This is a genomic window from Streptomyces sp. NBC_01260 (genome assembly GCF_036226405.1).
In the GTDB taxonomy this organism is placed as follows: domain Bacteria; phylum Actinomycetota; class Actinomycetes; order Streptomycetales; family Streptomycetaceae; genus Streptomyces; species Streptomyces laculatispora.
Map to the genome: position 1 here is coordinate 4317558 of NZ_CP108464.1, position 24746 is coordinate 4342303.

General features: G+C 69.6%; 24 protein-coding genes. 12 read left to right on the plus strand and 12 right to left on the minus strand.

Annotated elements, in window-relative coordinates; translation table 11 throughout:
• Nucleotides 1-4 precede the first annotated feature (4 nt).
• From OG322_RS19240 to OG322_RS19250, 3 genes are read left to right on the plus strand one after another with little or no spacing between them, the layout of a single operon-like run.
• Nucleotides 5-1684: a GAF domain-containing SpoIIE family protein phosphatase gene (locus OG322_RS19240; protein WP_123460260.1), complete on the plus strand. Its 1680-nt coding sequence runs from the start codon at nucleotides 5-7 to the stop codon at nucleotides 1682-1684.
• On the plus strand, nucleotides 1681-2772 hold the full coding sequence (locus tag OG322_RS19245) for a cobalamin B12-binding domain-containing protein (protein WP_123460259.1): 1092 nt from the start codon (nucleotides 1681-1683) through the stop codon (nucleotides 2770-2772). The genes OG322_RS19240 and OG322_RS19245 overlap by 4 nt, the downstream gene beginning before the upstream one ends.
• Nucleotides 2769-3197, plus strand: coding sequence for an STAS domain-containing protein (locus OG322_RS19250; RefSeq protein ID WP_266411588.1), 429 nt, complete (start codon nucleotides 2769-2771; stop codon nucleotides 3195-3197). Before OG322_RS19245 ends, OG322_RS19250 begins: the two co-directional genes overlap by 4 nt.
• Before the next feature lie 158 nt (nucleotides 3198-3355).
• Here OG322_RS19250 and OG322_RS19255 read toward each other — a convergent pair whose 3' ends face one another.
• Entirely contained in the window at nucleotides 3356-3727 is a 372-nt protein-coding gene (locus tag OG322_RS19255) for a DUF4259 domain-containing protein (protein WP_123460258.1), read from the minus strand.
• 548 nt (nucleotides 3728-4275) lie between these two features.
• On the opposite strand from OG322_RS19255, the gene OG322_RS19260 reads away from it, so the two are divergent.
• The 3 genes from OG322_RS19260 to OG322_RS19270 all read left to right on the plus strand — a co-directional run bounded on the left by OG322_RS19260 (nucleotide 4276) and on the right by OG322_RS19270 (nucleotide 6952).
• Entirely contained in the window at nucleotides 4276-5220 is a 945-nt protein-coding gene (locus OG322_RS19260; RefSeq protein ID WP_241200055.1) for a DUF5996 family protein, read from the plus strand.
• Nucleotides 5221-5352: 132 nt separating this feature from the next.
• Complete coding sequence (locus OG322_RS19265; RefSeq protein ID WP_124284463.1) at nucleotides 5353-5820, plus strand: VOC family protein; 468 nt, start codon at nucleotides 5353-5355, stop codon at nucleotides 5818-5820.
• Nucleotides 5821-6406: 586 nt separating this feature from the next.
• Nucleotides 6407-6952 carry a hypothetical protein gene (locus tag OG322_RS19270; RefSeq protein WP_185095323.1) on the plus strand — a complete coding sequence of 182 codons (546 nt, stop codon included), beginning with the start codon at nucleotides 6407-6409 and terminating at the stop codon, nucleotides 6950-6952.
• 19 nt (nucleotides 6953-6971) lie between these two features.
• Here OG322_RS19270 and OG322_RS19275 read toward each other — a convergent pair whose 3' ends face one another.
• Nucleotides 6972-7841 (minus strand): hypothetical protein, encoded by an 870-nt coding sequence (locus OG322_RS19275; RefSeq protein WP_124284462.1) that lies wholly within the window; start codon nucleotides 7839-7841, stop codon nucleotides 6972-6974.
• A 100-nt stretch (nucleotides 7842-7941) separates the two neighbouring features.
• Nucleotides 7942-8376: a hypothetical protein gene (locus OG322_RS19280; RefSeq protein ID WP_124284461.1), complete on the minus strand. Its 435-nt coding sequence runs from the start codon at nucleotides 8374-8376 to the stop codon at nucleotides 7942-7944.
• A 732-nt stretch (nucleotides 8377-9108) separates the two neighbouring features.
• Between OG322_RS19280 and OG322_RS19285 the strand changes: the two genes are divergently transcribed.
• On the plus strand, nucleotides 9109-11286 hold the full coding sequence (locus OG322_RS19285; RefSeq protein ID WP_329306725.1) for an FG-GAP repeat domain-containing protein: 2178 nt from the start codon (nucleotides 9109-9111) through the stop codon (nucleotides 11284-11286).
• Nucleotides 11287-11723: 437 nt separating this feature from the next.
• Here the strand turns inward: OG322_RS19285 and OG322_RS19290 are convergent, their stop codons facing one another.
• From OG322_RS19290 to OG322_RS19300, 3 genes are read right to left on the minus strand one after another with little or no spacing between them, the layout of a single operon-like run.
• Complete coding sequence (locus OG322_RS19290; RefSeq protein ID WP_311316943.1) at nucleotides 11724-12221, minus strand: hypothetical protein; 498 nt, start codon at nucleotides 12219-12221, stop codon at nucleotides 11724-11726.
• Nucleotides 12218-13729 carry an ATP-binding protein gene (locus OG322_RS19295; RefSeq protein ID WP_405700370.1) on the minus strand — a complete coding sequence of 504 codons (1512 nt, stop codon included), beginning with the start codon at nucleotides 13727-13729 and terminating at the stop codon, nucleotides 12218-12220. The genes OG322_RS19290 and OG322_RS19295 overlap by 4 nt, the downstream gene beginning before the upstream one ends.
• On the minus strand, nucleotides 13726-14436 hold the full coding sequence (locus tag OG322_RS19300) for a response regulator transcription factor (protein WP_123460253.1): 711 nt from the start codon (nucleotides 14434-14436) through the stop codon (nucleotides 13726-13728). The genes OG322_RS19295 and OG322_RS19300 overlap by 4 nt, the downstream gene beginning before the upstream one ends.
• A 135-nt stretch (nucleotides 14437-14571) precedes the next feature.
• Here OG322_RS19300 and OG322_RS19305 point away from each other — a divergent pair, with 135 nt between their 5' ends.
• The 4 genes from OG322_RS19305 to OG322_RS19320 are packed head-to-tail and all read left to right on the plus strand — an operon-like array spanning nucleotide 14572 to nucleotide 18210.
• Nucleotides 14572-15225, plus strand: a complete 654-nt coding sequence (locus OG322_RS19305) for a hypothetical protein (RefSeq protein WP_123460252.1) — start codon at nucleotides 14572-14574, stop codon at nucleotides 15223-15225.
• Nucleotides 15222-16301, plus strand: a complete 1080-nt coding sequence (locus OG322_RS19310; protein ID WP_123460251.1) for a peptidoglycan-binding protein — start codon at nucleotides 15222-15224, stop codon at nucleotides 16299-16301. The genes OG322_RS19305 and OG322_RS19310 overlap by 4 nt, the downstream gene beginning before the upstream one ends.
• Nucleotides 16298-17020, plus strand: coding sequence for an ABC transporter ATP-binding protein (locus tag OG322_RS19315; RefSeq protein WP_123460250.1), 723 nt, complete (start codon nucleotides 16298-16300; stop codon nucleotides 17018-17020). Before OG322_RS19310 ends, OG322_RS19315 begins: the two co-directional genes overlap by 4 nt.
• A complete protein-coding gene (locus OG322_RS19320) occupies nucleotides 17017-18210 on the plus strand; it encodes an ABC transporter permease (protein WP_123460249.1) in 1194 nt (397 codons plus the stop codon). Before OG322_RS19315 ends, OG322_RS19320 begins: the two co-directional genes overlap by 4 nt.
• A 207-nt stretch (nucleotides 18211-18417) precedes the next feature.
• On the opposite strand, the gene OG322_RS41585 is transcribed toward OG322_RS19320, so the two are convergent.
• Nucleotides 18418-18870: a hypothetical protein gene (locus OG322_RS41585; protein ID WP_443066551.1), complete on the minus strand. Its 453-nt coding sequence runs from the start codon at nucleotides 18868-18870 to the stop codon at nucleotides 18418-18420.
• A 101-nt stretch (nucleotides 18871-18971) separates the two neighbouring features.
• Between OG322_RS41585 and OG322_RS19330 the strand changes: the two genes are divergently transcribed.
• On the plus strand, nucleotides 18972-21254 hold the full coding sequence (locus OG322_RS19330) for an ATP-binding protein (RefSeq protein ID WP_329306726.1): 2283 nt from the start codon (nucleotides 18972-18974) through the stop codon (nucleotides 21252-21254).
• On the opposite strand, the gene OG322_RS19335 is transcribed toward OG322_RS19330, so the two are convergent.
• The 5 genes from OG322_RS19335 to OG322_RS19355 form a co-directional block, all read right to left on the minus strand.
• Nucleotides 21239-21703: a response regulator gene (locus OG322_RS19335; RefSeq protein WP_124284457.1), complete on the minus strand. Its 465-nt coding sequence runs from the start codon at nucleotides 21701-21703 to the stop codon at nucleotides 21239-21241. The two genes, OG322_RS19330 and OG322_RS19335, sit on opposite strands and share 16 nt — an antisense overlap.
• Nucleotides 21700-23331 (minus strand): PP2C family protein-serine/threonine phosphatase, encoded by a 1632-nt coding sequence (locus OG322_RS19340; RefSeq protein ID WP_241200053.1) that lies wholly within the window; start codon nucleotides 23329-23331, stop codon nucleotides 21700-21702. The genes OG322_RS19335 and OG322_RS19340 overlap by 4 nt, the downstream gene beginning before the upstream one ends.
• Before the next feature lie 372 nt (nucleotides 23332-23703).
• Nucleotides 23704-23940: a hypothetical protein gene (locus OG322_RS19345; RefSeq protein ID WP_329306727.1), complete on the minus strand. Its 237-nt coding sequence runs from the start codon at nucleotides 23938-23940 to the stop codon at nucleotides 23704-23706.
• Nucleotides 23937-24302, minus strand: coding sequence for a hypothetical protein (locus OG322_RS19350; protein WP_123460244.1), 366 nt, complete (start codon nucleotides 24300-24302; stop codon nucleotides 23937-23939). Before OG322_RS19350 ends, OG322_RS19345 begins: the two co-directional genes overlap by 4 nt.
• 29 nt (nucleotides 24303-24331) lie before the next feature.
• Complete coding sequence (locus tag OG322_RS19355) at nucleotides 24332-24526, minus strand: type II toxin-antitoxin system Phd/YefM family antitoxin (protein ID WP_123462128.1); 195 nt, start codon at nucleotides 24524-24526, stop codon at nucleotides 24332-24334.
• Nucleotides 24527-24746: the final 220 nt, after the last annotated feature.

A 24746-nucleotide genomic window follows, 5' to 3' on the forward strand; every position in this document is an offset into this window, starting at 1 on the left:
CTCCATGGCCTCTACCGAGGGAATCTCCGTTACGAGAACCGAGCAGCGCTCCAGGTCCGACTTCTGGGCCCTGGCGCCTTACCCCGTGTTCATGGCCGACGAGATCGGCACCGTGGTGGAGGCGAACGCCGCGGCCACCCTCCTGCTGGAAGGTGTTGTCCTCGGGACGAGCCTGGCGGACGCGGTTCCGGACTGGCTGGCGCAGGCCCACCAGGAGGCGGCGGGAAGGCCACTCAGGGCGCGGGAAGGCCTGGATGGTGAGGGTCTTCCCTCGGTGTCGGGGTTCATCGGGACACAGAGCTTCGAGGCGCATCCCACCCGGGGCCAGAACGGGACCGTGGTGTGGTGGCTGGTCGATGACACCGACCGGCGTCTGGCCGAAGAGGCGCTCGTGGCGGAGCGGGAGCGCACCGGGTTCCTCGCGGAGGCGTCCAACGTTCTGCTGGCCTCGTTGAACACCGACCGGTGCATGGTCGTCACCGCTCAGCTGGCCGCTGAGCACCTGGCGGACGCGGCGGTCGTCATCACCCCGGCGCGTGGCAACAGGCTGCCCGTCGCCCATGCGATCGCCGGTCAGGACGTCATCCGCACGCTGGTCGACTCCGACCCGTCTCAGCTCCCGGGCCTGAGCGAGGCGCTGCAGGGATTTCCCCCGGTGCCCTCACGGTGGATCGACCCCGCGACACTGCCCGAGTGGATTCTTCCGCAGGGCTTCACCGGGACGATCGGCTCCGTCGTCATCACCCCCCTGCCCGGCCACGGTGTGCCCGCCGGAGCCTTGGTCCTGCTGCGCAGCACTGACCATGAGCAGTTCAGCGAGAGCGAAGAGATCTTTGCGCGGCTGTTCGCCGCCCGGTCCGGTGCCGCCCTGTCGGCTGCCCGCCTGTACAGCGAGCAGAGCGCCATCACTCAGACGCTGATGCGTGACCTGCTGCCGCCCCAGCTGCAACGGGTGCACGGGGTGGAGTTCGCCGGCGGCTATCGGCCCGCCGAGGCCGGTGAGCGGGTGGGCGGTGACTTCTACGACGTCCACCCCGCCGCCACCTCGTCCGACGCGTCGCTGGTGATCCTGGGCGACGTGTGTGGCAAGGGTTTGGACGCGGCCGTTCTGACCGGCAAGATCCGCAACACGCTGCAGGCGCTGATTCCGATGGCCGACGACCACGAACGGATGCTGCAGCTCCTCAACGGGGCCCTGCTGAACTCCCACCACACCCGGTTCGCGACCTTGGTGATGGCCTCGGTGCACCGTGCCGAGAACCAGGTACGGCTACGCCTCACGTCGGCGGGCCACCCCGTCCCCCTGGTGGTCCGTCTGGACGGCAGCGTCGAAGAGGTCCCCACGCACGGCACGCTGATCGGAGCCCTCGAAACAGTCGAGGCGCATTCCGTCGAGGCCGTCCTGCAGCCGGGCGAGACCTGCCTGCTCTACACCGATGGCTTCACCGAGGCCCGTGGCGGGCCACTCGGCAACCAGATGTTCGGTGAAGAGCGCCTGAAGCAAGCCCTGTCGGACTGCGCCGACATGCCGGCGGAGGCCGTCGTCGAACGCATCCAGATGCTCGCCTCGTCGTGGGTGCGCGACGGCAGCCACGACGACATGGCCGTCGTCGCGATCAGTGCCCCCCGCACCACCCACCTGAGCGCGGTGAACGGCCGCACCCGGGGCAGGTACACCGCATGACACAGAGCAACCGCGCCACCGATGACATCCCGGCTCTGCGGGACCAGCTGTGGACGGCCGTGTCCGCACGCGACGAATTCAGTGCCGCGGACATCGTCTTCGCTGCGCTGGACGGCGGCCTGGCCGCGGAGACGGTTCTGCTGGATCTCATCGCTCCGGTGCAGGCCACGGTCGGTGCCGAGTGGGAGGCCAACCGTCTGAGCGTCGCGCAGGAGCACGCCGCCACTGCTATCACCGAGCGCGTCATAGCCGCCCTCGCCCACCACCCCGCCACCCGCACCACAGCCTCCCTCGGGCGTATCACCGTGGCGTGCGTGGACCAGGAATGGCACGTCATGCCGGCCCGTCTCCTCGCCGAAGTCCTCACCCTGCGAGGCTGGCAGGTCGACTTTCTCGGCGCTCAGGTACCCACCCCGCACCTCATCGCCCACCTGCACCACAGCGGTGCGGACGCGGTCGCGCTCTCCTCCTCGATCCCCACCCGACTGCCCACCGCCCACGCCGCGATCACCGCGTGCCAGGCCATCGGCGTCCCCGTCCTCGTCGGCGGGGCCGCCTTCGGGCCTGATGGCCGCTACGCCCGCCTCCTCGGCGCCGATGCCTGGGCTCCCGATGCGCGCGTCGCAGCCCAGCAACTGGCAGACGGCATCGCAGCCACTCCCGCCACCAGGCGTCAGCAGATCGACGACCTGCCCCATCTAGCGGACCAGGAATACACGCTCGTCGCCCGTTCTCATGACCGGCTCGTCAGACAGGTCCTCACCCAGCTGGAAGTCCGCTTCCCCGCGATGGCCGCCTACACCGCTCAGCAGCGCGAACGCACCGCCGAGGACATCGCCCACATGGTCGAGTTCTTGACCGTGGCCCTGTACACCGACGACGACGACCTGTTCACCACCTTCATCACCTGGACCGTCGGCATCCTCACCGCCCGCCGCGTCCCCGCCCAGTCCCTGCGCCCGGCCCTGAAGATCCTGGCAACCGAACTCAAGGAATTTCCCCGATCCACCCGGCTGCTCGACCGGGCGCGCTTCGCCCTGGACAGCGCACCCGTACCAGCCGGAACACACCTCGGAGCAACCGCATGATCCCCCTGCCCCACTCCTCCTTCACCGTCACCGTTGAAGCAGGGCCGGGCACCGCACACCTGCACATCGCCGGTGCCCTCGACTACGACACCAGCGACGAACTGGCCCAGCGTGCCGACCAATGCCTCACCTCACACGCAGATCTGCGGGAGCTGCACCTCGACTGCGCGGAGCTCACGCTCTGCGACTCCATGGGCATCTCCACCTTCCTGGCGATCCGCCGCAAGACAACCGCACGCGACATACGGCTCCACCTGGACAACGCGCCCCCGTTCCTCGAACGCGTTCTCACCACCACCGGAGTCCGGACGCTGTTCACTCAGGCGCACGATTCTCAGCTGCACGAGGAACCACTCGTCGGCCCGAGCACGTCGCCATTCATCCCTCGGCCCCACGGCGCACCGGCACCCGACTCCTCCGCATGACCACGTCCTGCCAGCGATGCCGAGCACGTCGGCGACCGGAAGCCGCGCGATCGAACCGCGGCGGCATCGGACCGGCCCACCTCGGCGCTGGACAGCGTGACGGTGCCGCGAGTCGTCGAGGACAAACGCCAAGCAGCCCTTAGGCGCCGCAACGGCCGCTACTCCGCTGCCGCCGACGCCTCGGCCAGGTGTTCGAACGTCTCGTTGAGTACCGCCCTGCGTTCGACCTTGTATGCGGGCTCCGGCTCCAAGTCGTCGATCGTCCGCTCCCACACAGCCAGGAACGTCTTGTGCCAGGTCCGGATCGTCTCGGGCGACGGGAGGGTCACGCCCACCCATCCCTGCCGGGCCAGGACGAGCAGCAGCTCCAGGTTGCAGGGGACGGTCACACCCCAGTACTCGTCCGGTTCGAGCTCCACCGGATCGCCGGCCATCGCCTCCGTCACCTCGGTCACCAGCCGGTCGACCAGCGTCGCGAGATGATCCGCCGCCGTGTCGCTGTCGAAGTTGCCCGCGCCCCACGTGCCCACTGTTCCGCCTCCGCATTGTGCGTCGTTCTCTCCGTTCGTCATCACAGCAGACGGCACTGACAGTTGGGACCTCGGCGGGTCGGTCGTGGGACGGTCGGCTGGTCGGAACAGGCTCCCCGGCATGAGGGCCATGGCCATCGCGTCGGAGGCGTCGGCGGCACGGATCAGCGCCATTCGCCGCGGGAGCGTGCGGCACCCGGCAAGGTGCAGCGTGGGAGTCGTCCGCCGACCGCCAATCGCCACCGTCGCGCAGGCGGGCTTCCGTGTGCGGCGCCTCGGTTCCTTGGTTCTCGATCGCGGGTCTCAGTGGGGGTTGAGGTTGCGGGGGAGCAGAACCTCGCGCAAGGTGGTCGAGACGGGGATCGGCTCACCCCCCTTCGTCCGACGGCCGACCTGGCCGGTCCTTGCTGGGCCACCCGTCGACCGAGGGCAAGGCGGTGCGGCTCTGGGGACTGCTGCGGGCGCCCTCCGGCCTGAGGCCACGGCGTACCGGGGGTGAGCGCCGACGCGCGAGACTGCCTGACGTTGTCGAGCAGAGGACCATCAGCATGGTGATGAAGGAATCCTCCCGGACCGGGTCGCAGTGGCCGCGGTTGCGTGTCGATGACTGGGTCGAGACCCGGCAGACGCTCCACATGTGGACGCAGATTGTCGGCAAGGTCCGGTTGGCGCACGCGCCCATGCTCAACCACTGGTGGCAGGTGACCCTCTATGTCAGTCCGCGGGGGCTGACCACCTCCGCCGTGCCCCATGGAGCTGGAGCCTTCGACATCGAGTTCGACTTCGTCGACCACCTGCTGCATCTGCGCACCAGCGACGGCGGAGCGCGCAGTATCAGTCTGGAGCCCATGGCGGTGGCCGACTTCCGTGTCCGCATCGGGCAAGCGCTGGAGGAACTGGGGATACCCACAACCATCCAGGATCATCCGAACGAGGTCGACCTGGCGATTCCGTTCTCTGCGGACTACCAGCACCGCACCTACGACCCGCGTGCGGCGCACTTGTTCTGGCGGCAACTCCTTCAGGCAGAACGTGTTCTGGGCGCATTTCGCGGACGCTTCGTCGGCAAGGTGAGCCCGGTGCACTTCTTCTGGGGGGCCATGGACTTGGCGTGCACCCGGTTCTCCGGGCGCCGCGCACCCAGACATCCCGGAGGCGCGCCGAACTGCGGTGACTGGGTCATGGTGGAGGGCTACTCGCACGAGCTGAGCAGTTGCGGGTTCTGGCCCGGCGGCGGGGAGGAGGGGGCCTTCTACTCGTACGCCTACCCCGAACCGGCCGGCTTCGCCGACAGTCCGGTGACCCCGTCGGATGCCTTCTACAGCCGGCAGAACGGTCAGTTTCTGCTGCCGTACGAAGCCGTACGCACCGCCGACGATCCGGACCGCACACTCACCGGATTTCTGCAGAGCACCTACGTAGCAGCCGCGGACCGGGCCGAATGGGACCGGACGATGCTGGAGACCGATCCGGAGCGATGGGCCGACCGGTAGGCAGGCTCGCGGATGCGGTGGGCACCGCCCGTCAGGATGCCCGTGCCCCCGCGAAAACCGGGGCGTGTCCAGGTGGCCGTGGAGAAATCGGCAGGCGAGTGGACAACGAACACAAGTGGAAGGACGACCCTCATGGCTTCGCGTGACGACTGGCCGACACCCGTGCAGGGGCTGGCGCTGACCCATTTTCTGACCGTGCGGGACGTCGCGATCTCGCGTCGCTTCTATGCCGACGTGTTTGGTGGCCAGGTGGTGCTGGAGGAGAACCCCTGCATCGTGAAGATCGCCAATGGCTGGATCATCATGAACCCGGGCGGCGGCCCCACGCCCGACAAACCCGATGTCGTCCTCACCGCTCCCGAACCCGGTGACCCCGTGTCCTCCTTCCTCAACGTGCGGGTGAGCGACATCGCTGCCTTCTACAAGCAGGCGGTTGCCAAGGGTGCGCGGTTTCTCACCGAACCCCTCGACCGCAAGGCCGAGCTCCGGTGTTATCTCAGGGATCCGGATGGCTACCTGATCGAAGTCGGGCAGGCCACCGGCATGCTGGAAGGCATCTTCGCGGATCGCGTGAACCCGCCGCCGGGGAGCAGGGCGTGACGCCCCCGAAAGGGCGCGGCGTCCGAGCGCCGGCCGACAGCGCGAAGCGATCGCTATGTGCGGTGGCCGGGCAGGTGCGTGGTTCTTGAACTGATCTGGACAACAAGGAGGCCCCAGGCTGCCGGCCTGGGGCTTTCGCGTGGAGTGGGTGACGAGAATCGAACTCGGGCTCCGAGCTTGGGAATCACCCGGCGCTCAGGTGTCAATAGGTCACCCGACCTGCGGAAAATGGCTGCTGCTTCCGGATTCGAGTGTCGCAACGGCACCTGCGCCGACCGCTCCATATCGGCGCTACTGCCACGTTATGGCACGGTGGTCACCGCCAGTGCGGCCCGCAGGCACGCCGCCTGAAGGGCGACGGAGAAATACTCGCGGTGGACTGTCCGATGCAGTGGTTGAGGTTGTTCTCCGCGCACCGGCGACCGGCCCCGGTCAGGGGCGGACGGGATCAGCGATGCCGCTCACCTGGCAGGCCACCACGAACCGGGCGTCACGCGACTGCACCGAAGTTCTGGGGCTCCGATAGGCTGATGATCGTGAACGCTGACCCGTAAAGGGCAGAGCATGACATAGAGGGAGCAGTCTGGTGTCGACCCGCAGGATATCCTCCGGTGTCTGGATCGTCGTTTTGCTGGCCGCTGCCCTCGCCGCAATTTCCTTTTTGTCGGTGCAGGCTTCCCGGAACATGCCTGCGAAGAATACCGCAAGTGCCGAGCCCAAGCCGAGTGCGAAGCCCCACCCCTCCGCCACCAAGCCCAAGACGTACAAGGTTCCCGATGACTCCGGAACCGGGCGGCGGATCGTGTATTCGCTTTCCCAGAAAAGGGTCTGGCTGATCTCCGAGAGTGAGTCCGCCGCCCGTACCTTCACGGTGTGGCCGGGCAATGTGCCCCCGGCGGAGGGGAAGCATCCGGTGACCTTCCGCCGTGCGGAGGGCACGGGAAGCGATGGTGTGCGAATTGAGCACGCGGTCTATTTTGGGACGCAATCAGCCTTTTCCAACGCCGTTGACGGGGCCTCTCCCGCACCGGACAGCACGGTGAAGACCGGCGCGATTCGCGAGAGCGTCGCGGACGGAACAGCGCTATGGGATTTTGCCACAAAGGGGACGCTCGTTCACGTCGTCGGCTGAGTGCGGGCGGTTTCCGCGGTCAGGGCGTGAGGACTTCGCGGGCGGTTTCCGCTCGTTCGGATATCCTCGCGCGCACCTCTCGGAGCTTCGCTCCTTCCGCCTTGACGGCTTCCTTCTGTATTTCGGTCTCCGCGCCGAACCATTTGGTGACCAGTCCGGTCTTCTCCTTGCAGGCGACGTCCTGCCGAGCGGCGCGTATCTCCGTACCGCTCGCCTGCTCCTCCTGCCAATTCCACCGTGGATCGCGCATGGCTTCCTCCGGCGTCGCGTACGCGAAACCCGCAGTCGCCATGCACGTCGACCAGCGGGTGAAAGCGGCGCGTACTCCGGGCTCGTTCATGGAGTCCTTGTAGCTGGCCGCCTTGATGCGGTCGGGCACGCCGCCGTCGTCGAGGGAGGGGAAGCGCCCGGCCGCTTTGCCGGAGCACTCCTCGACGGCCTTCTGCTCATCGGCGCGCGGCTGGCTCTGCTGGGCCGGGGCGGCTGTCACGGCCATCATGAAGTGGTATCCGTAGCTCGCCTGTTCCTCGTTCACCGGTCCGTAGCGGCCGGCGGTGAGTGCGGGGGCCCGCCGAGCGGAGGGCTCCGGAGGGCGGTAGGCGACGTGTTCCGAGGTCAGGCATCCGACGAGCAGAGAGCGCTGGGCCAGAGCCACCTCGCGCAACTGCCCGGGCGACTCCAGGTACGCCTCGACGGGGAATTCGAGCCCGGGAAGGGGATCGGTCAGCTTGTCCGGCCGGGCGGCCGAGGCGGGAATTCCCGATTTCGAAGGCCGGGGAACGGAGCCCTCGCCCTCCGGGGGAGACGTGGTGCTGCACGCCGAGATCAGGCCGCCCGAAAAGGTGAGAAAAAGAAGGCCGAGGGTGAGCGACTTCATTCTGGCTCGCATGATTGAATCTGCCCGTCGAGAGCGCGTCGGAATGCCGGATACGGAAAAGGGCGGGTGCCCGCCCATTTCTCGTGGCGGGCACCCATGACGAGGACGGCTGCTACAGGTTGCTGTAGGCCGACCACGAGGCATTCTGGTTGTACGTCTTGACGAGCGCCTTGTCGGTGTTCGACGTCACGGTGTCGTAGTTGCCGAGGTAGCCGGAGTTGTAGAAGACACGCACGTATTCACCGCTGCACACGCAGCCGCCGCCCATGGTGTACGAGGCGGAGGCGGAATTGTTCTTGACGGCCTGTCCCGCACCGGCGCCGTTGTTCGGGTACACCAGACCGGCGAGGTTCGAGACCCCGCCCGTGTTCCCGCTCCACCTGTAATAGGCGCCGGCCTGGCCCGAGTTGTAATACAGGCAGAATCCTATTCCGGTGGAGGATTCCTTGGGGCACGAACCGGAAGCGGCCTGCGCGGGTGCGGAGAAAGCGAAAAGTGAGCCCACCGCGGCGGCCGAGGCGACGGCGAAAACCAATGTCTTACGCATGCTAATTCTCTCCTCAGGGGCGAATAGATTTGGATGCTATCCGTGTGCCCGCAGGAGGTCAACGGATAAAAATGCGGCTTACTTTCCGATTTTCATGGATAGGTATCCTTGACGATTCGGGCGGGGCGAGCAGTACCGCGCCCGCCCGAATCAAACCTCAAAAACAGCCGCATTTTGGCGCGAAAGTATTGGCTAAAAAGAACCTTCACCCCGGGGCGAGGGAGTGCGCCGCGGTGCGGGGGCCCGCCCACCGCACCGAGGCCCCGGAGGTCGGGGAAGGGGGAGAGCGAGGCGCGGCGGACCGTTCGGCCACCCTGACCTCGGCCTCGGTGGCGAGTACCACTGGAGCCGGTGCGGACCGAGAAGACGATGGCAGACAGCCACCACTCCTGGGACGAACAAGGCCCTGGTCTCCGGCCAGGGCCTTCATCATGGAGCGCGTGACGGGAATCGAACTCGCGCTCTGGGCTTGGGGATCACCTGGCACTTGGCCCCGTGCGTAACCTCTGAGCTGGGGGAACGGGCGCCGATGGCGGCCCCGGGGGGAGGATGCTGCGTAGTCACCCCGAATCCGCGAGCTGCTGCGCGCTGGACGGGCTGGCCGAATTCCTCTGAGCGGGAGGGAAATCCTCTGCGCGGGCCGATCTTGGCTGATATACGCTGCGCCTGACTTATTCGAACAGTTTGGCGAATCCGTGCCACCGGATACGCCCTGCCCGGGGGGGCATTCCCATGACTTCGCAGTCTCGCGCGGTGCTCGGCATCGTGCTCACTCCCGTCCTCGCCCTGGCGGTCGCGGCCCCGGCCGCCGCCCACACCACCGCCCCGGCCGTGGGCGCCACAGCCCACACCACTGCCACGGCCACCAGTACCGCTCCGGCCGCCGTCGAGACGCGTGCGCCGGGTCCGTGGGGCACCCGCACCCTGCACGCTCCGAACCCCGACCCCGCCTCCACCTCGGGCGGGCTGAACGCCCTGGAGTCGGCCGGGAACGGCGCCCTCGTCTCCCTCACCGGTGACGGGCTCTCCCGTTCCACCCGGATCCGGACCGCCGGCAGCACCCGCTGGCTCGCCCCGCAGACCTGGCCGGACGCCGGCGGGTACAACACCGAGCTGGTCTCGCTCGGCGACGGCTCGGTGCGCCTGGTCTGGCGGGCCCAGCGCGCCGACGACCACGACAACTACTGGCTGAAGGTGGCCACCCTCACGCCCGGCGCGACGGCCTTCTCCGAGCCCGAGTACGTCGCCGCGGTGCCCCAGAAGGGCTACCACCACCTGGCGGCGGCCCCCGACGGCCGGCTGGTCGCCGTGTGGTCGGTCTCCGGCGTCGTGAAGGCCGCAGAGAAGACCGGCCCGCAGGCCGCGTGGACCGCTCCGGCCGACCTGAACGAGCAGCCGCCGTCCGGCAGCCGGGACATTTCCGGCATGGACCTGGCGGTCGCCAAGGACGGCACCACCCTGCTGGTGTGGCAGTGGCAGGCAAGCAAGGCCGTCGTCGCCCTGGAGAAGGCCCCCGGCGCGTCCGCCTGGACCGCGGTCAAGGGCCTCCCGGTCCCGGGCGTGGACCTGGCGCGCCCGAAGGTGTTCGCCCATCCGCAGGGCGGCTTCGACGTGTTCTACGACAACGCCGCGCACCTCATGCACTCGCGCCGGCCCGCCGGCGCCACGCAGTGGAGCACTCCCCGGACCGCCGCCAACTACGGCAGCACGTCCGGGATGGCGGCGCCCGTCCACCTGCCCAACGGCGACCTCTTCGTCGCCGGCGGGCCGGGCTACTCGACCGGCCCCTGGTACGCGGTGCGCTCGGCGGCGACCGGCGCCTGGCAGCCGTACACGCAGACCTTCTCCACGCACAAGCAGGTGCGCGCGATCGGCGCGGCCGCCACCTCGGGCGGCACGGTCACGGTGACGTGGCGGGAGGGCTACTCGGGCAAGGAGTACACGATGGCCGCCGTCTTCAAGGGCGGCACCTGGTCCGCCCCGCGGCGGCTGAGCGCGACGAGTGCCCAGTTCACCGGGGCGCCCCGGGTGGCCGCCGACGCGCTCGGCCGGCCCGTCGTGCTCTGGGACGAGTACAAGCTGACCGAGAAGAACAGCTTCGCCCTGGACGGCGTCTACCAGGCCACCACCACCAGCCGCGCGCTGCCCAAGTGGCGTGACCACACGGACGACGGCAAGGCCGACCTGTTCGGCCGCAACAGCACCGGGCTGAAGGTGTACGCGGGCGACTCGACGAAGCTGTCCGCGGGGCAGCGCGCGAGCAACTGGCCGACGGGCACGCTCGTGCTGCCGTTCGGCGACCTCGACGGCGACCGCTGCAACGACGTGTTCGTCCGCTACCCGAAGGGCGAGGCCCGCGTCTACCCGACGGTCTGCGGCGGGCTGCCCGACCAGCAGTCGTTCCACGTCAAGGTGTCCTCGGACTGGAGCGGGTACGACGCTGTCGTCTCGCCCGGCGACCTGACGGGCGACGGCCGGGCGGACCTGCTGGCCCGGTCCGCCTCGACCGGGAAGCTGTACGTGTACGCGAACAACGGCGCGGGCGGCTTCAAGGCCCGCTCGCTCGCCGGGTCCGGCTTCGGCGGCTACAAGAGGCTGATCGCCGCCGGAGACCTCGACGGCGACGGCAAGAACGACCTGCTGGCCCTGGACGCGTCGAACGAGCTGTGGCGGTTCAGGGGGACCGGCGTCGGCACGTTCACGCCCCGGTCGCTGGTCTTCAAGGACTGGGGCACCTCCTACAAGGACGTGGTCGGCGGGCTCGACCTGTCCGGGGACGGCCGGGCCGATCTCATCTCGCTCGACAAGGCCGGCCGCGCCTGGCTGAACCGGGGCAACGGCCACGGCGGATTCGGCAACCGGTCGCAGGCCGGCAAGGCCACGAACTGGTCGGACATCCGCGTCTCCTGACGGCGCGGATCCGACGGCCACTCGGGACCACGGGGTCCCGACTGGCCGTCTTCGCGTCCGGCTCCGGTTCCGGCGGGTCCGCCCGGACCACCTCGCCCCGGAAGGGCAGACGGACCGGCCGGGCCCGTTCCCCGTACGCCGCCACAGCCGCCGCGCCCATGACGGCCGAGTCAGGTACCCGCAGCCCACCGTGACGCCCGGCCGAGCAGGGCGCCGTCCACTTCGTCTCCCGCCCGCCCTCGGCCCGCGGTCTCCGAGACCGGCAGCCGGCCGAGGAGATCACGATGACGGCTCACGCGAGCTGCCGGTCTGCGCGGCGTGATCAGATCCGAGCACCCCGCACCACCCGGCCCGCGCCCGGGTCCGACGGCCCTGCCGACCTGGTTGGACGGCAGTTCACCGCGCCCGGAACGTTGCCGCGAACTCAGCTGCCCACTTCAGCCGTTGAGGAATTCCGCACACCGGTAGGGGCCCAGCACGGCGCCTTCGGACGGCCGCAGGGTGACCTTGACGTCGTCGGTCCTGACCTTCGGTTCGAGTACGGACTGGGTGCGCGCCAGCGTGCAGACCAGCTGCCCCGTTCCCTGGTCGCGCCCCGTCTCCGGATAGGCGCCGTAGAGGTGCACCGTGACGTGGGCGCCCGTTCCGGTCACCGAGAAGCCGGGGATCTGGACGAAAGAGGTGAGCCGGTCGGCCTGCTCGGCGGGCGGCGGTCCCTCGAGGAGCAGCTTCACCACCGCGTCGAGGCTCTTGATCTCCCTGTCGAGCACGGGCACCCCGCGCAGTCCGCCGGCGGACGCGAAGTACAGCCGGGCCCCGCGCGTCAGCCCGGACGCGGGCTCGCCCGCGCCTATCACTCCGGTCGGCTGGACGCCGCAGCCCATGAGGGCGATCCCCAGCGCCGCGCCCATGAGCCCCTGCCTGACCTTCTTCACTCCGTGCCCTCTCCTGTACGCCGCAGGGGCAGCCGCAGCGTGAACACCGCGCCGTGCTGCGGTCCATCGGCCACGTCGATCGTGCCGCCGTGCAGCCGTGCGTTCTCCAGCGCGATCGCCGTACCGAGGCCGCTGCCCTGTCCGCTGTCGTCGGCCGTGCCACGCGTGCGGGCCGAGTCCGCCTTGTAGAACCGGTCGAAGACCCGCTCCCGAGCCCCCGGCGGCAGCCCGGGACCGCGGTCGGAGACCTCCAGCGTCACCCACTCCCCGTCTGCCGCGTGGGCCGTCCCGAGGGTCACGGTGACCGGCGGGGCTCCGTGCCGCAGTGCGTTGCCCACGAGGTTCGCGACGATCACGTCGATGCGGCGCCGGTCGACCACCGCCCGTACGCCCTCGTCGAGGTGTGTCCGCACCCGGTCCGTCCAGCCGCGCAGCGCCAGCGACGCGCGTACGGCGTCGGCGAGGTCCGTCTCGGCCGCGTTCAGCCGTACCGTCTTGGCGTCGAAGCGGGAGATCTCCATCAGGTCCTCGACCAGCCGGGACAGCCGCGCCGTCTCCGCGCCGACGGTACGGGCCGCCCGAGCCGCGTCCGGCGGCAGCTGGTCGGCGTCCTCCTCCAGGACGGTCGCCACCATCGTCATCGCCGCGAGGGGCGTGCGCAGTTCGTGGGACACGTCCGCCACGAAGCGGCGTGCCTTCGCCTCCTGTTCACGCAGTTCCGCGTCGGAGGCCTGGAGCGCGTCGGCGGTCTCGTTGAACGTCCTTGCCAGGTCGGCGAGTTCGTCGTGGCCGGTGATGACGACCCGGCTGCCGAGGTCCCCGGCGGCGAGCTCACGGGTGGCCCGGCGCAGCTTTCGTACCGGACGAAGGACCGTCCTCGCGGCCAGCAGCGCCAGGACTGCGGCCAGCAGCACCACCGGCACGGTGCCCGCCCGTACGGAGTCCAGCAGGGCGGCGGTGTCGTCGCGCTCGGCCCGCAGATCGGCGATCGCGAAGACCTCCAGGCCGGAGGTGCGGCGGTCCCCGTCGGTGTACATCACGGGCATGCCGACGACCAGATAGGGATCGCCCCGCCACACCACCCGCTGGAACCGGGCCTCGTCCCCGGTGTGTACGGCGGCGCGCAGTTCGGGGGTGATCCGGTCCTCCGTCCGGGCGAGCGAGTCGGATGCCGCGACGAGGTCCTGGTAGCGGGCGACCACGGTGCGGGCGCCGATGCCGTCCGAGACCTTCGCCGTGAACCGGGACAGCGACGACTGGTCGGGCGGTACGTCGAAGTCGGCGGCGACCGCGGTGACCCGTTCGCGGAGGTCGTTCACGGCGGCGTTCTGGGTGCGCTGGAGGACGGCGGTGCGGGCGTCCCGGTACGCGAGGGCGGTCGCGGTCACCGCGCTGATGAGGGCGACGACGACGAAGGCGACGACGAGCCGGATGCGCAGCCCGCCGACGAGCCGCCGGGAGCGGCTCTCCGGGGCGGCGCCGTGCAAGCCTCTGTCCGTACGGTTCACAGCGGCCCGAAGCGGTAGCCGAAGCCCCGCACCGTCTGTATGTACCGCGGCTTCGCCGGTACGTCCTCCAGCTTGGCCCGCAGCCGTGCGACCGCCGCGTCCACCAGCCGGGAGTCGCCCAGGAAGGTGTGGTCCCAGATGGACTCGAGGAGCTGCTCGCGGCTGAAGACCCGGCCGGGGGAGGCCGACAGCTCCAACAGCAGCCGCAGTTCGGTGGGCGGCAGCGCGACCGGGACGCCGTGCTTGGTGACGGTCAGCGCGGCGCGGTCGATGCGCAGGCCCCCGAGGTCGGGCGGGCCGCCCGCCCGCCCGGAAGCGGACCCGGACGGCGACGGCTCCGCACGGCGCAGGGCGGCCCGGATGCGGGCCTCCAGGACGGGCGCGGTGACCGGCTTGACGACGTAGTCGTCGGCGCCCGCCTCCAGTCCCGTCACGATGTCCTGGTCGTCGCCGCGGGCGGTCAGCATGATGACCGGCAGGGTCGCCGAGCGGGCGCGGATGCGGCGGCACACCTCGAAGCCGTCCATGCCGGGCAGCATCAGGTCGAGTACGGCCAGCTCGACCCGCGCGCCCCGCTCCCCGGTCAGCAGGGCGAGGGCCTGCTCGCCGGTGGCGGCGGTGTCCACGCCGTATCCGTGCCGGCGCAGCACGAGCTCCATTCCGTCCCTTACGGACGCGTCGTCCTCGATGAGCAGCACATGCGGCATGGGGCCGATTATGGGCACGCGGGGACCGTGTGCGACTACCCCGCACAGGGGCGGAAGCGCAGGCCGGGGGTATTGTTACGTTCCCATCATGTGGCCATGGACGGGCCATCATCCGCGGCGGCGAACGTGAAACGCATGAGATTCCTCAGGACGCCTCCCCGCACCACCGCCCGGCTGCGCATGGCCATCGTCGTAGCCGTGCCCGTACTCGTCTTCTCCGTCGCCTGCGGCGGCGGTGACGACAGCGCAGGCGGCGCGAAGAAGGACGACGCGATCGCCGACGTACCGGACGCGCCGTCCGCGAGCGCCGCGGAGGGCGGGAGCAGGCCGAGCACCCGGCCCGCGAGCAGGAGCGCCTCCTACGACGCCCACATGAAGTACGTCCAGTGCATGCGCGCCAAGGGCGGCTACAAGGACTTCCCCGACCCCAAGCTCAGCGGGTATTTCGACTGGACGAAGATCAACGAGATCGGCTCCCGCCCCGGCCGCAACGAAGGCATCAAGGGCGGCGAGAACGGCGTCTGCGTGAACGAGTTGCAGGCCGCCCTGACAGCCGAGCCCGAGATCGACCAGCAGAAGGCCTACGAGTCGATGCTCGCGCACGCCAAGTGCATGCGGGACAACGGCGTCTCCCAGTTCACCAACCCGACCATGAGCGGGGGCAAGGCCCAGCCGGGCGGCCGGCCGAACCCGACGTCCCGGGCCTTCGACGAGGAGTCGCCGTCGTACAAGCAGGCCCGCAAGGCGTGCGAGACGAAGCTGCTCGACGGTCTGGACGGCATGCAGTGAAGCGCCGCACCGCCCTCCTCACGCTCGGCACGGTGACCGTCGCCGCCGCCGTCACCGGGGGATTCCTGTTCCTCGGTGACGGCGGCGACGCGGGCGCCTCCGGGCGGGGCGGCGACCTGCCGCCCGCCACAACGGCCGTTGTACGCACCGACCTCGTGCAGTCCAAGACGGTCGACGGCAAGCTCGACTTCGCGCAGCGCCGCGCCGTCAAGTCCGCTGTCGAGGGCACGGTCACGGTGGCCGCTTCCGAAGGGAGGACGGTGGCAAGGGGGCAGACGCTCTACGAGCTGAATGACAAGCCCGTCACCCTCCTCTACGGTCCGGTCCCGATGTTCCGCGAGATGAAGGCGGGCGACCGGGGCAGTGACGTACTCCAACTGGAGCGCAATCTGCGCGACCTGGGGTTCGGGCCGAAGCTGTACGTCGACCCGTGGTACGACAAGGACACCGAAGCTGCCGTCAAGCAGTGGCAGAAGACCCTGAACCGCGACACCACCGGAAGGGTCGGCAAGGGCGATGTCGTCTTCCAGCCCGACCGGGTCAAGGTGGCCGAAGCCGACGCGGCGCTCGCCGACCAGGTCGTCCCGGGCGGGACGGTCCTGACGATCGCCTCCACCAGGCCCGTCGTACGGGCGCAACTGGAGCAGACCGACGGCGCGCTCACCTCAAGCGGCACCAAGGTCGAGGTCACCCTGCCGAGCGGGAAGACCGTGGCCGGCAAGGTCGCCGGGACGGTGCGCCCCGAGGAGTCCGCATCCGAGGGCGGTGCGGTCGCCCCGGAGGGCATCACCGTCGAGGTCGTCCTGGACGGCGGGGCGGGCGCCGCCTCTGGCGAGGACGCCAAGGCGTCGGCGAGCGTGAAGTTCGTCAGCGAGGCGCGCAGGGGAGTCCTCGCGGTTCCCATCGAGGCGGTCGTCGCCCTGCGCGGCGAGAACGGCGGCTACGGCCTCCAAGTCGTCCGGGGCACCACGTCGAAGATGGTGCGGGTGGAGACGGGCATGACGGCCGACGGGCAGATCGAGGTCAGTGGCCCCGACGTGCGCGAGGGCATGAAGGTCGGAGTGGCGAAGTCATGACACCGGCCCCGGTGATCGAACTGCGGGACGTCACCAAGTCCTACCCCGGCGGCGTCCACGCTCTGCGCGGAGTGAACCTGACCGTCGAAGAGGGCGAACTGCTCGCCGTCGTCGGCCCGTCCGGCTCAGGTAAGTCCACGATGCTCAACGTCATCGGCACTCTCGACAGGTCCACCACGGGCACCGTCCGGGTCGCCGGGTACGACGTGTCCGAACTCTCCGACTCCCGGCTCTCCGCCCTGCGTGCCCGTCACATCGGCTTCGTGTTCCAGCACTTCCACCTGGCGGCGGGGCGCGACGCGGTGGACAACGTCGCCGACGGGCTGCTGTACGCGGGCGTACCGCTGAAGGAACGGCGCGCGCGTGCGCGGGAAGCGCTCGCCAAGGTGCGGCTGGACCATCGCTCCTCGCACACGCCGAACGAGCTGTCCGGCGGCGAGAAGCAGCGCGTGGCCATCGCCCGTGCCCTGGTGGGCGCCCCCCGGCTGCTGCTGGCGGACGAACCGACCGGGGCGCTGGACACCGCGTCCGGTGCGATCGTCATGGAGCTGGTGCACGAGCTGCACGCGTCCGGAACCACCATCTGCGTGATCACCCACGACAACGAGATCGCGGACTCGCTGCCGCGCCGGGTCCGCTTCAGGGACGGCGAGATCGTCTCGGACTCGCGTTCCGGCACGTGCCCCGCCTCCTCACGCGCGGAAGGGGCCGGTTCATGAGGAATGACCTCAAGCCCTCCCGCCTCTCCGTCCGCGACATGCTCCGCGTCGGTGCGGTCGGCCTTCGCGCACGTCGCGCGCGCGTGGTGCTTTCGGCGCTCGGCATCGCGATCGGTATCGCGACCATGGTCGCGGTCGTCGGCCTGTCCGAGTCGAGCCGCGCGGACCTGATGGCCCAGCTCGACCGCCTCGGTACCAACCTCCTCACCGCCGAGGCGGGCGAGGACGCCATGGGCGGGGAGATCAAGCTCCCCGAGAACGCGGTCGCGATGGTCGAGCGCGTCGGCCCGGTGCGGTACGCCACGGCCACCGCCGACGTCGACGCCCGCATCCGCCGCAGCGACGTGGTCCCCGAGGAGCGCACCGCCGGCGTCACCACCCAGGCGGCCCGCATCGACCTGCTGTCCACGCTCGGCGGCGAGGTCGACAAGGGCGCCTGGCTGAATCCGGTCGGCGAACGCCTCCCGACGACGGTCCTCGGCGCGGTGGCCGCGGACCGCCTCGGCATCAGCCGCGCCGGCGAGACGATCATGATGAACGACACGCGCGTGGTCGTCGTCGGTATTCTCAAACCGATCGAACTGGTCCCCACCCTGGACCGGGTGGCCTTGGTCGGGTTCCCCGCCGCCGAGCGCTACTTCGGCTTCGACGGCCACCCCACCACCCTCTTCGAGCGCTCCACGGACGCCTCGGTGGAAGACGTACGGGCGATCCTGGCCCGCACCATCAGCCCCGGCAACGAGGCGGGGGTCAAGGTCTCCCGCCCCTCGGACGCGCTGGCCGCCAAGGCCGCCACCGACGAGGGCCTGACGACCCTGATGCTCGGCCTGGGCGCGGTCGCCCTCCTGGTCGGCGGTGTCGGCGTCGCCAACACCATGGTCATCTCCGTCCTGGAGCGCCGCCAGGAGATCGGCCTGCGCCGCTCGCTGGGCGCGACCCGCAACGCGATCCGGCTCCAGTTCCTGACCGAGTCGCTGCTCCTGTCGGCCCTGGGCGGGGCGGCGGGCGCGCTGCTGGGCGCGGCAGCGACATACGGCTTCGCGCAGGTCCAGGGGTGGACGGCGGTCGTCCCGCCCTGGTCCCTGGCGGGCGGCCTGGCCGCCACCCTCCTGATCGGCGTGGTCGCGGGCCTCTATCCGGCGGTCCGCGCCTCCCGTCTCCACCCGACGGTGGCGCTGAACGCGGCGTGAGGCGACGGCGTACGGGGCGCCCTCGTGAGGCGGCGCCCCGTACGCCCCACGCCGCTCCCGGCCGCCGGGGTCGGACGCGTGAGCGGGGCGGACCCGGGCGCCGAAGGACACCGCCCGCTCCGAACTGAAGGCCGAGCGGCAGCGGCTCGAACCGCTCACCGCGTCCACCGCTCCGACCGGCACGTAGTGGCACGGCCGGTCACAGATTCAGGTCCAGGCGTCATGGAGGTCCTGGGGCGTGAGAGTGGAGACGTCGGCGGTGCAGCCGCTGCGGGTGACGGCGAGCAAGGGGGTGGTGTCGTCGGCGCCGGGAAGCTGGGAGCGGTGGGTGACAAGGCGGGCGAGGTCGCGGTTGTCGAAGGGTTCCTTCTCCAGACACTTGACCGAACCCACGAGGGTGATCTTCTTGGCGATGGGGGCGCGGTCGGCGCCGACGATGTCGATCTCCGGGTCGTTGGTGCGGATGAGCAGAACGGGCAGTTTCGACAACGTCCGGTCGAATGCCTTCTGCAGCGTCCCCTCGAAGCTCGGGTCCTCGCGTACGAGGTAGGGCATCTCGTCGAGGACCACCACGCTGGGAGAGCGGGTGGGCAGCGCGGAGGCCAGGCTGATCGCACCGGCACCCCGGCGGCAGGCGGCCGCTGCCGGGAGCGACGACACGCGCCCGCGGCAGCCCCTCCGCAGCAGGGTGCCGTGGAAGGATCACGGCGATCCGACAGGCCTACTGGACCGGATCGCGAACTCGGAACGTGGGAGAAGAGATGTCCCTTCCGGACCAGGGGCGGGAGGCCGAAGCCGCAGCGGCCCTCGGCTTCGACCTCAGTGAATGTGCCCAGGAGCCCATTCACCGGCTGGGCAGGATCCAGTCCCACGGCACCCTGCTCGCGGTGGAGGCCGATACCGGCACCGTGGACACCGCAGCCCTGAACACCGGTTGCTTGCTGGGGATCGCGGCCGAGGAGTTGGTCGGGGGGCCCATCACGCGGGTGCTGTCCCCCGAGCAGTGGGCCGAGGCGCTCGAGATCGGCGCTCAGCATGAGGCGGCAAGCCTGGTTCTCCCTGTCTCCATCGATGTGGCGGGCGCCCCCCGGATGTTCGATGTGACCGCGCACCGGCAGGGGCCCTTACTGGTCCTGGAGTGCGAGCCGCGCGCAGTCGCGGCGCCGCACTTCGCACACTTCTACCAGGGAGTCCGGCGGGCCCTGACTCGTCTGCGGTCCTCGAGGACAGCGGCTGAGTGCTACCGGGAGGCCACCCATGAGATCCGTGCGCTGACCGGCTTCGACCGGGTGGTCGCCTACCGCTTCGACGGAGAGAACGGGCCGGGAGAGGTGGTCGCGGAGGAACTCACCGCCGGCCACGAGCCCTGGCTCGGGCTATGGTTCCCCGCCAGTGACATCCCGCCCCAGGCGAGGCGGCTCTACCGAGACAACTGGATCCGGGCGATCGCCGACGTGGACGACATCAGTGTGGGCCTGCACCCTCCGCTCCGAGCCGATTCGAGCCTGCCACTGGACCTGTCGAACTCTGTACTGCGTACCGTGTCCGGCTTCCACCTGGAGTACCTGCGGAACATCGGTGTGAAGTCGTCGATGTCGGTGAGCGTCCTCCGGGAGGGTGAGCTCTGGGGGCTGATCGCCTGTCATGGCTACGACGCCGTCACCATCCCTCCGGAACTGCGGGCAGCATGTGAGTTCTTCGGCGTGGCCTTCTCCCTCCAACTCGCGGTCATCGAGGAACGAGAGCAGGCCGAGGCGCTCACCGCATCCCGCGAGCGCCTTGGTCAGATCATCCCCCGGGTGACGTCAGACCTGGAGGACTCGCTCCTGGCAGGCGACGACGCCTTCAGAACACTGCTGGAAGCCGATGGCGCGGTGCTCTGCCGAGGCGGTCGCAGCGTCATCAGCGGGATGAGTGTTCCACCCGCTCTGCTGGAGAACCTCCGGGCCCGCGCGGCAGGCCTGGCGCCCGGCACGGTCTGGAGTACGGACCGCCTCTCCGAGGAACCGGACCATCCCGACGACATGGCGGAAAGCGGTCCGGCGGGGGTGATGATGGTGGCGTTGAGCCGCTCGGGTGACTTCCTCGCCTGGTTCCGCAGGGCTCGTCCGACAGCCCGCCAATGGGCCGCCGACCCTTCCAGACCCGTCCAGGTCGGACCGCGAGGCGAACGGCTCACCCCTCGCGGCTCAGGTGCCGTCTTCCGCGCGGTGGTACACGGACAGAGCCTGCCCTGGACGCCGACCGACCGCGCCACCGCGCAGGAACTCTGGCGCACGCTGACAGGACTCGTACTCCGGCACGAGGCGGAACTGGCAGCGTTGAACGAACAGTTGCGTATCACCAACTCCGACCTCGACGCATTCGCCCATGTGGCAGCTCACGACCTCAAGGAACCGCTACGGGGCATCTCCAACGCCGCGACCTTCGTCATCGAGGACGCCGCAGCGGAGCTCGACGCGACCACCGTCCGCCGGATGCTCACCATGCGGCGACTGGCCGGCCGGATGGACGACCTGCTCAACTCGCTGCTGCACTTCGCCCGACTGGGCCGGGGCGGACTGCACCGCACCCGTGTGCCACTGGGCCGGGCGCTGGACTCCGCACTCGACGTGGCCGGGGAACGTCTGGCCGAGGGCCACGTGCGGGTCATCAGAAATGATCTGCCCGAGGTGTACGCCGACGAGAACCGGCTCTACGAAGTCCTGGTCAACCTCCTGGTGAATGCGGCCAAGTACGCCGCCGACCGGGACGATCGCACGGTCGAGGTCCGGGTCGACATGCTCCGTCCACCGTCAGGCGGGCCCCCGCAGCAGACCGTAGTGGTCCGCGACAACGGCATCGGTATCCCGTCCGACCAGCAGCACGATGTGTTCGAGCTGTTCCGCAGACTGCACGGGCCGGGCGAGCGCGGTGGCGGCACCGGCGTGGGACTCGCGATCGTCAAGCGGATCGTCGAGCGGCACGGCGGCGAGCTGTGGCTCGACAGCGAACCGGGCCGCGGGACCACCTTCTTCTTCACTCTGGGTCAGGAAGGAGGCTGAGCGGCAGGGCCCTCGTCCCTGCCCTTCGCCTTTCGCTGCCAGTAGTCCACAGCCCCCTTCAGCACCGTACGGAAGAGTTCGAAGTTGACCGGCTTGTAGATGTAGCTGTCGGCGCCTGCCGCGTAGCTCGTGTCCACCTCCTCCGGTTCGGTGGACGAGGTGAAGACCACCACGGCCACGTCGTTCAGTTCGGGCCGGGAGCGGATCGATCGGAGCACTGCGCCTCCACTGAGACCAGGCAGGTTCAGGTCCAGGAGGACGAGCCCCGGTCGGCGTGCGGCTTGCAGCAACCGCTCGACGAATCCGGTTCCCCGGTCGGTGAACTCCAGCGTCAGACCGGGGTGGGTGCGACCGAGCGCCCGCGCGATGGCCTCGGCGTCCTCCGCCGAATCCTCGAGCACCCAGACGAGGTCGTGATCGACCCTGTGCTCCTCGGCGGCCCCGCTCATCCGATCACCTCCGCCCGTGCGGCGAGCACGGCGATGTCGTCGGCGCCCGTCGCCCGGAATTCCACAACTGCCTCTGCCAGCCGCTCGGCGAACCCCAGTGCCTCACCGGCGCCCGTCTGCGCCACCGCGTTCCGCAGACGTGATTCGAAGAACGTTCCGTCAGCCGCTCTCGCCTCAGTCACTCCATCGGTGAACATCACCAGTGTGTCCCCCGGTGCGACGTGCGTCGCCCCGGACCCGTAGCCGATGTCCTCCAGCACACCGAGCAGATCCCCGTGGGCCGGGAGCTCCTCCACGGTGCCGTCCTCACGCCGTATCAAAGGCGCCGGATGTCCAGCACTCCAATAGCACAGGCGGAATCCCTTCCCGTCGGGCACCAGTACCGCCACCAGCGCTGTCACGAAACGGGACGTGCCCTCCCTGACCAGGGCCTGATTCAACCGTCCCAGCGCGTGCTCGGGCGTCCTGCCGTCCTCGAGGAGGGTGCGCAGGGTATGGCGGGCCAGCCCCGTGAGTGCAGCTGCCTCCGCCCCGCGACCGCAGACGTCACCGATGAGGAGGGTCACACCACCCTGTGCCCCCGGGACGGCGTCGTAGAAGTCACCGCCCACATCGAGCGAGACGTCGCCCACCTCGTATGCCGAACTCAGCGTGAGCCCCGCAATCCGCGGTAGCTCCCTCGGGAGCAGATGCCGCTGGAGAGAGACCACGTGGCGGCGCCGCTGTTCGTACAGGGCGCTGCTGTCGATGGCCAGCGCGGCCCGGTCGGCAAGATTCGCAAGGAACCGCGAGGCCCCCTCGGCGGCGAACGCCTGGTGGTAGAGAAACGTCAGGGTGCCCAGGGCCCGGCCCCGGGCCTTGAGCGGATTGACGCTGAGCGCGCTCACGGCACGCCCCGCCCCGGATGACGCGGGCCCGAAGGGCCCCCCTTCCAGCTCCTCACTTCTCAGTACCAGCCCCTGGCCGCTGTCGATTACTCGGTGCAGCACATCAGTCAGCCAGGGGTCCTCGGCCGCAACCCTGCCGAGCCACTGCTGTTCACCCGCGTCCATATGTGCGGAGGACACGGGGGTCAGTCCGCCGGCGTGAAGCAGATGCAGGACGCACCCCTCGGCGACGGCGGGGACCGCCGTGCGAGCCACCCGGCGCACGGTCCTCTCCACGTCAAGGCTGGCATCCATCTGCAACGACGCCTCCGCCAGGAAGGCGTCACTCACCTGAAGCAGCTCGGCGTCGCGCCTCGCCATGATCCGCCTGTCCGAGACCATGGCGACCTCGGCCACCTGCTTCAACCGGGTCCGCAGCGTCGCATCGACCGCGTCCCTGTCTGCGGTGCCGACCATGAACGACGCCCAGCCGCCCTGCCCCAGCGGCACGGCACACTCGGCCACGCTCCGCGCGCCCGCTGCCGTCAGAACCTGGACCTGCGGCATGGCGCCGTCGAGTTCCGACACCTCGTGAACCGTGACAGCCGGATCGCCGTCCGGAGCACCGGAAGCGCCCGATTCGCCGAAATCCTGTTCGAACTTCATGAACGAAGGCGTCGGCTCCGCCAGGGTGACACTCCGCAGATCGTGCAGCAGCCCGCCGGTCCAGCGGGTGCCCACGACGGCCAGAACACCGGGCATACGGAGCAGCATGCCGTAGAGAGAATCGGCAAGCCCTGTCACGTCCGGCGCCGTTTCGGCGACACGCCAGAGCTCATGCAGATGGCCGGACCACCATCCGTCGTCCGCCTGCGGGGAAGCCCCGTTCCCGTGCTGCTCCACTGCTGGTCCGCCGTTCCGTATCACTACTGTCGGCCCCGGCCCGTCACGGAAAACGCTATGTCACCCAGCGGCTGAGCGCCTCCAGACGCGGTCTCGGCGGCGGCGCTCCGCACGAGACGCGAGAGGCTGATCGCCAGGGACCCGCATGCGCAGAGCCGCAGCCCGCCCGGTGCTGGAACGTGCGGTAAACGCCGTCGCCGGTGACGCGGCGGTGCCGCCGCTCCAAGCGGCTCACCGCTCCTGAGCGGTGCCGACGCGGGCCGGCCCCACCCCCGCCCGGTGCCCGAGCCGGCCGGGCGGGAAAGAAGGTGCGTGCTGCCCGACGAGCCCGCAGCCGATGGTCGCCGACTTCGCCGTGGATCCGAAGAAGTACGTGATCGTGGAGGTCCGCTTCTTGCTCTGTAAGTCGTGCTGCGCCTGCTTCGTCCAGTCGATTTGCCAAGGCGGCCGGAGTGGTTCGTCGATCACTCTCCGGGCTTCCTCTCGGCGGCTTCGTGCCGGAGGTGGCTGTACTCCTCCAGAAGCCGGATGGACTCCTCGGGGTCCTCGGACTTGGCGGCGCGGGCTTCGAGGTCGCGAAGGTGTGAGTCGAGGACGGGATTCCGCGCGATGGCGTACTGCGTCCACCACAGGCGCATGAAGGCCGGCACGGGGGTGATGTTGAAGGCGTCGCCGATGACGCGCTTCCAGTGAGCCTCAAAGTCCGGGAGGAGGTGCGGAGTGTGTTCCTGAATCGCCAACCGAAGTGCTTGAGGTGTGTGTTCGGGCATGGGCGGCAACCGCAGGGGTTCCCCCTCGTACCCATCGAAGTGGAGTGCATGGGCGGGCATGGTTCCGGCTCCTTGGTCTGGAGGGTGGGTCAGGCCGCCTCGTGCCGGTCCTTGTGCGACTGGTGCCGACGGGCCATCTGCTCGAACCACTCGGCCGGCACCAAGTAGGCGACCGTCTTCCCCCTACGGGTGATGGCGGCGGCCTCACCGGCAATCCGGGTCCGGTCGAGGATCTCGCCCATCCCCTTGCGCAGGTCGATGGTTGTGTACGTCTTCGTCTCCATACACTGAAGCATATAACAACTATCATAGTTGGCATATGTGCTCGTGGGGTACTGACGACCGGAAGGAGCTGATGGACGCGTTGGGCGCAGAACGGGCACACAGGGCACTCGATCGGCCTTGAGTAGCAACAAGGCCCCGGGCTGTCGGCCTGGGGCCTTGAGGTGGTGCTGCATGGAGCGGGTGACGAGAATCGAACTCGCGCTCCGAGCTTGGGAATCA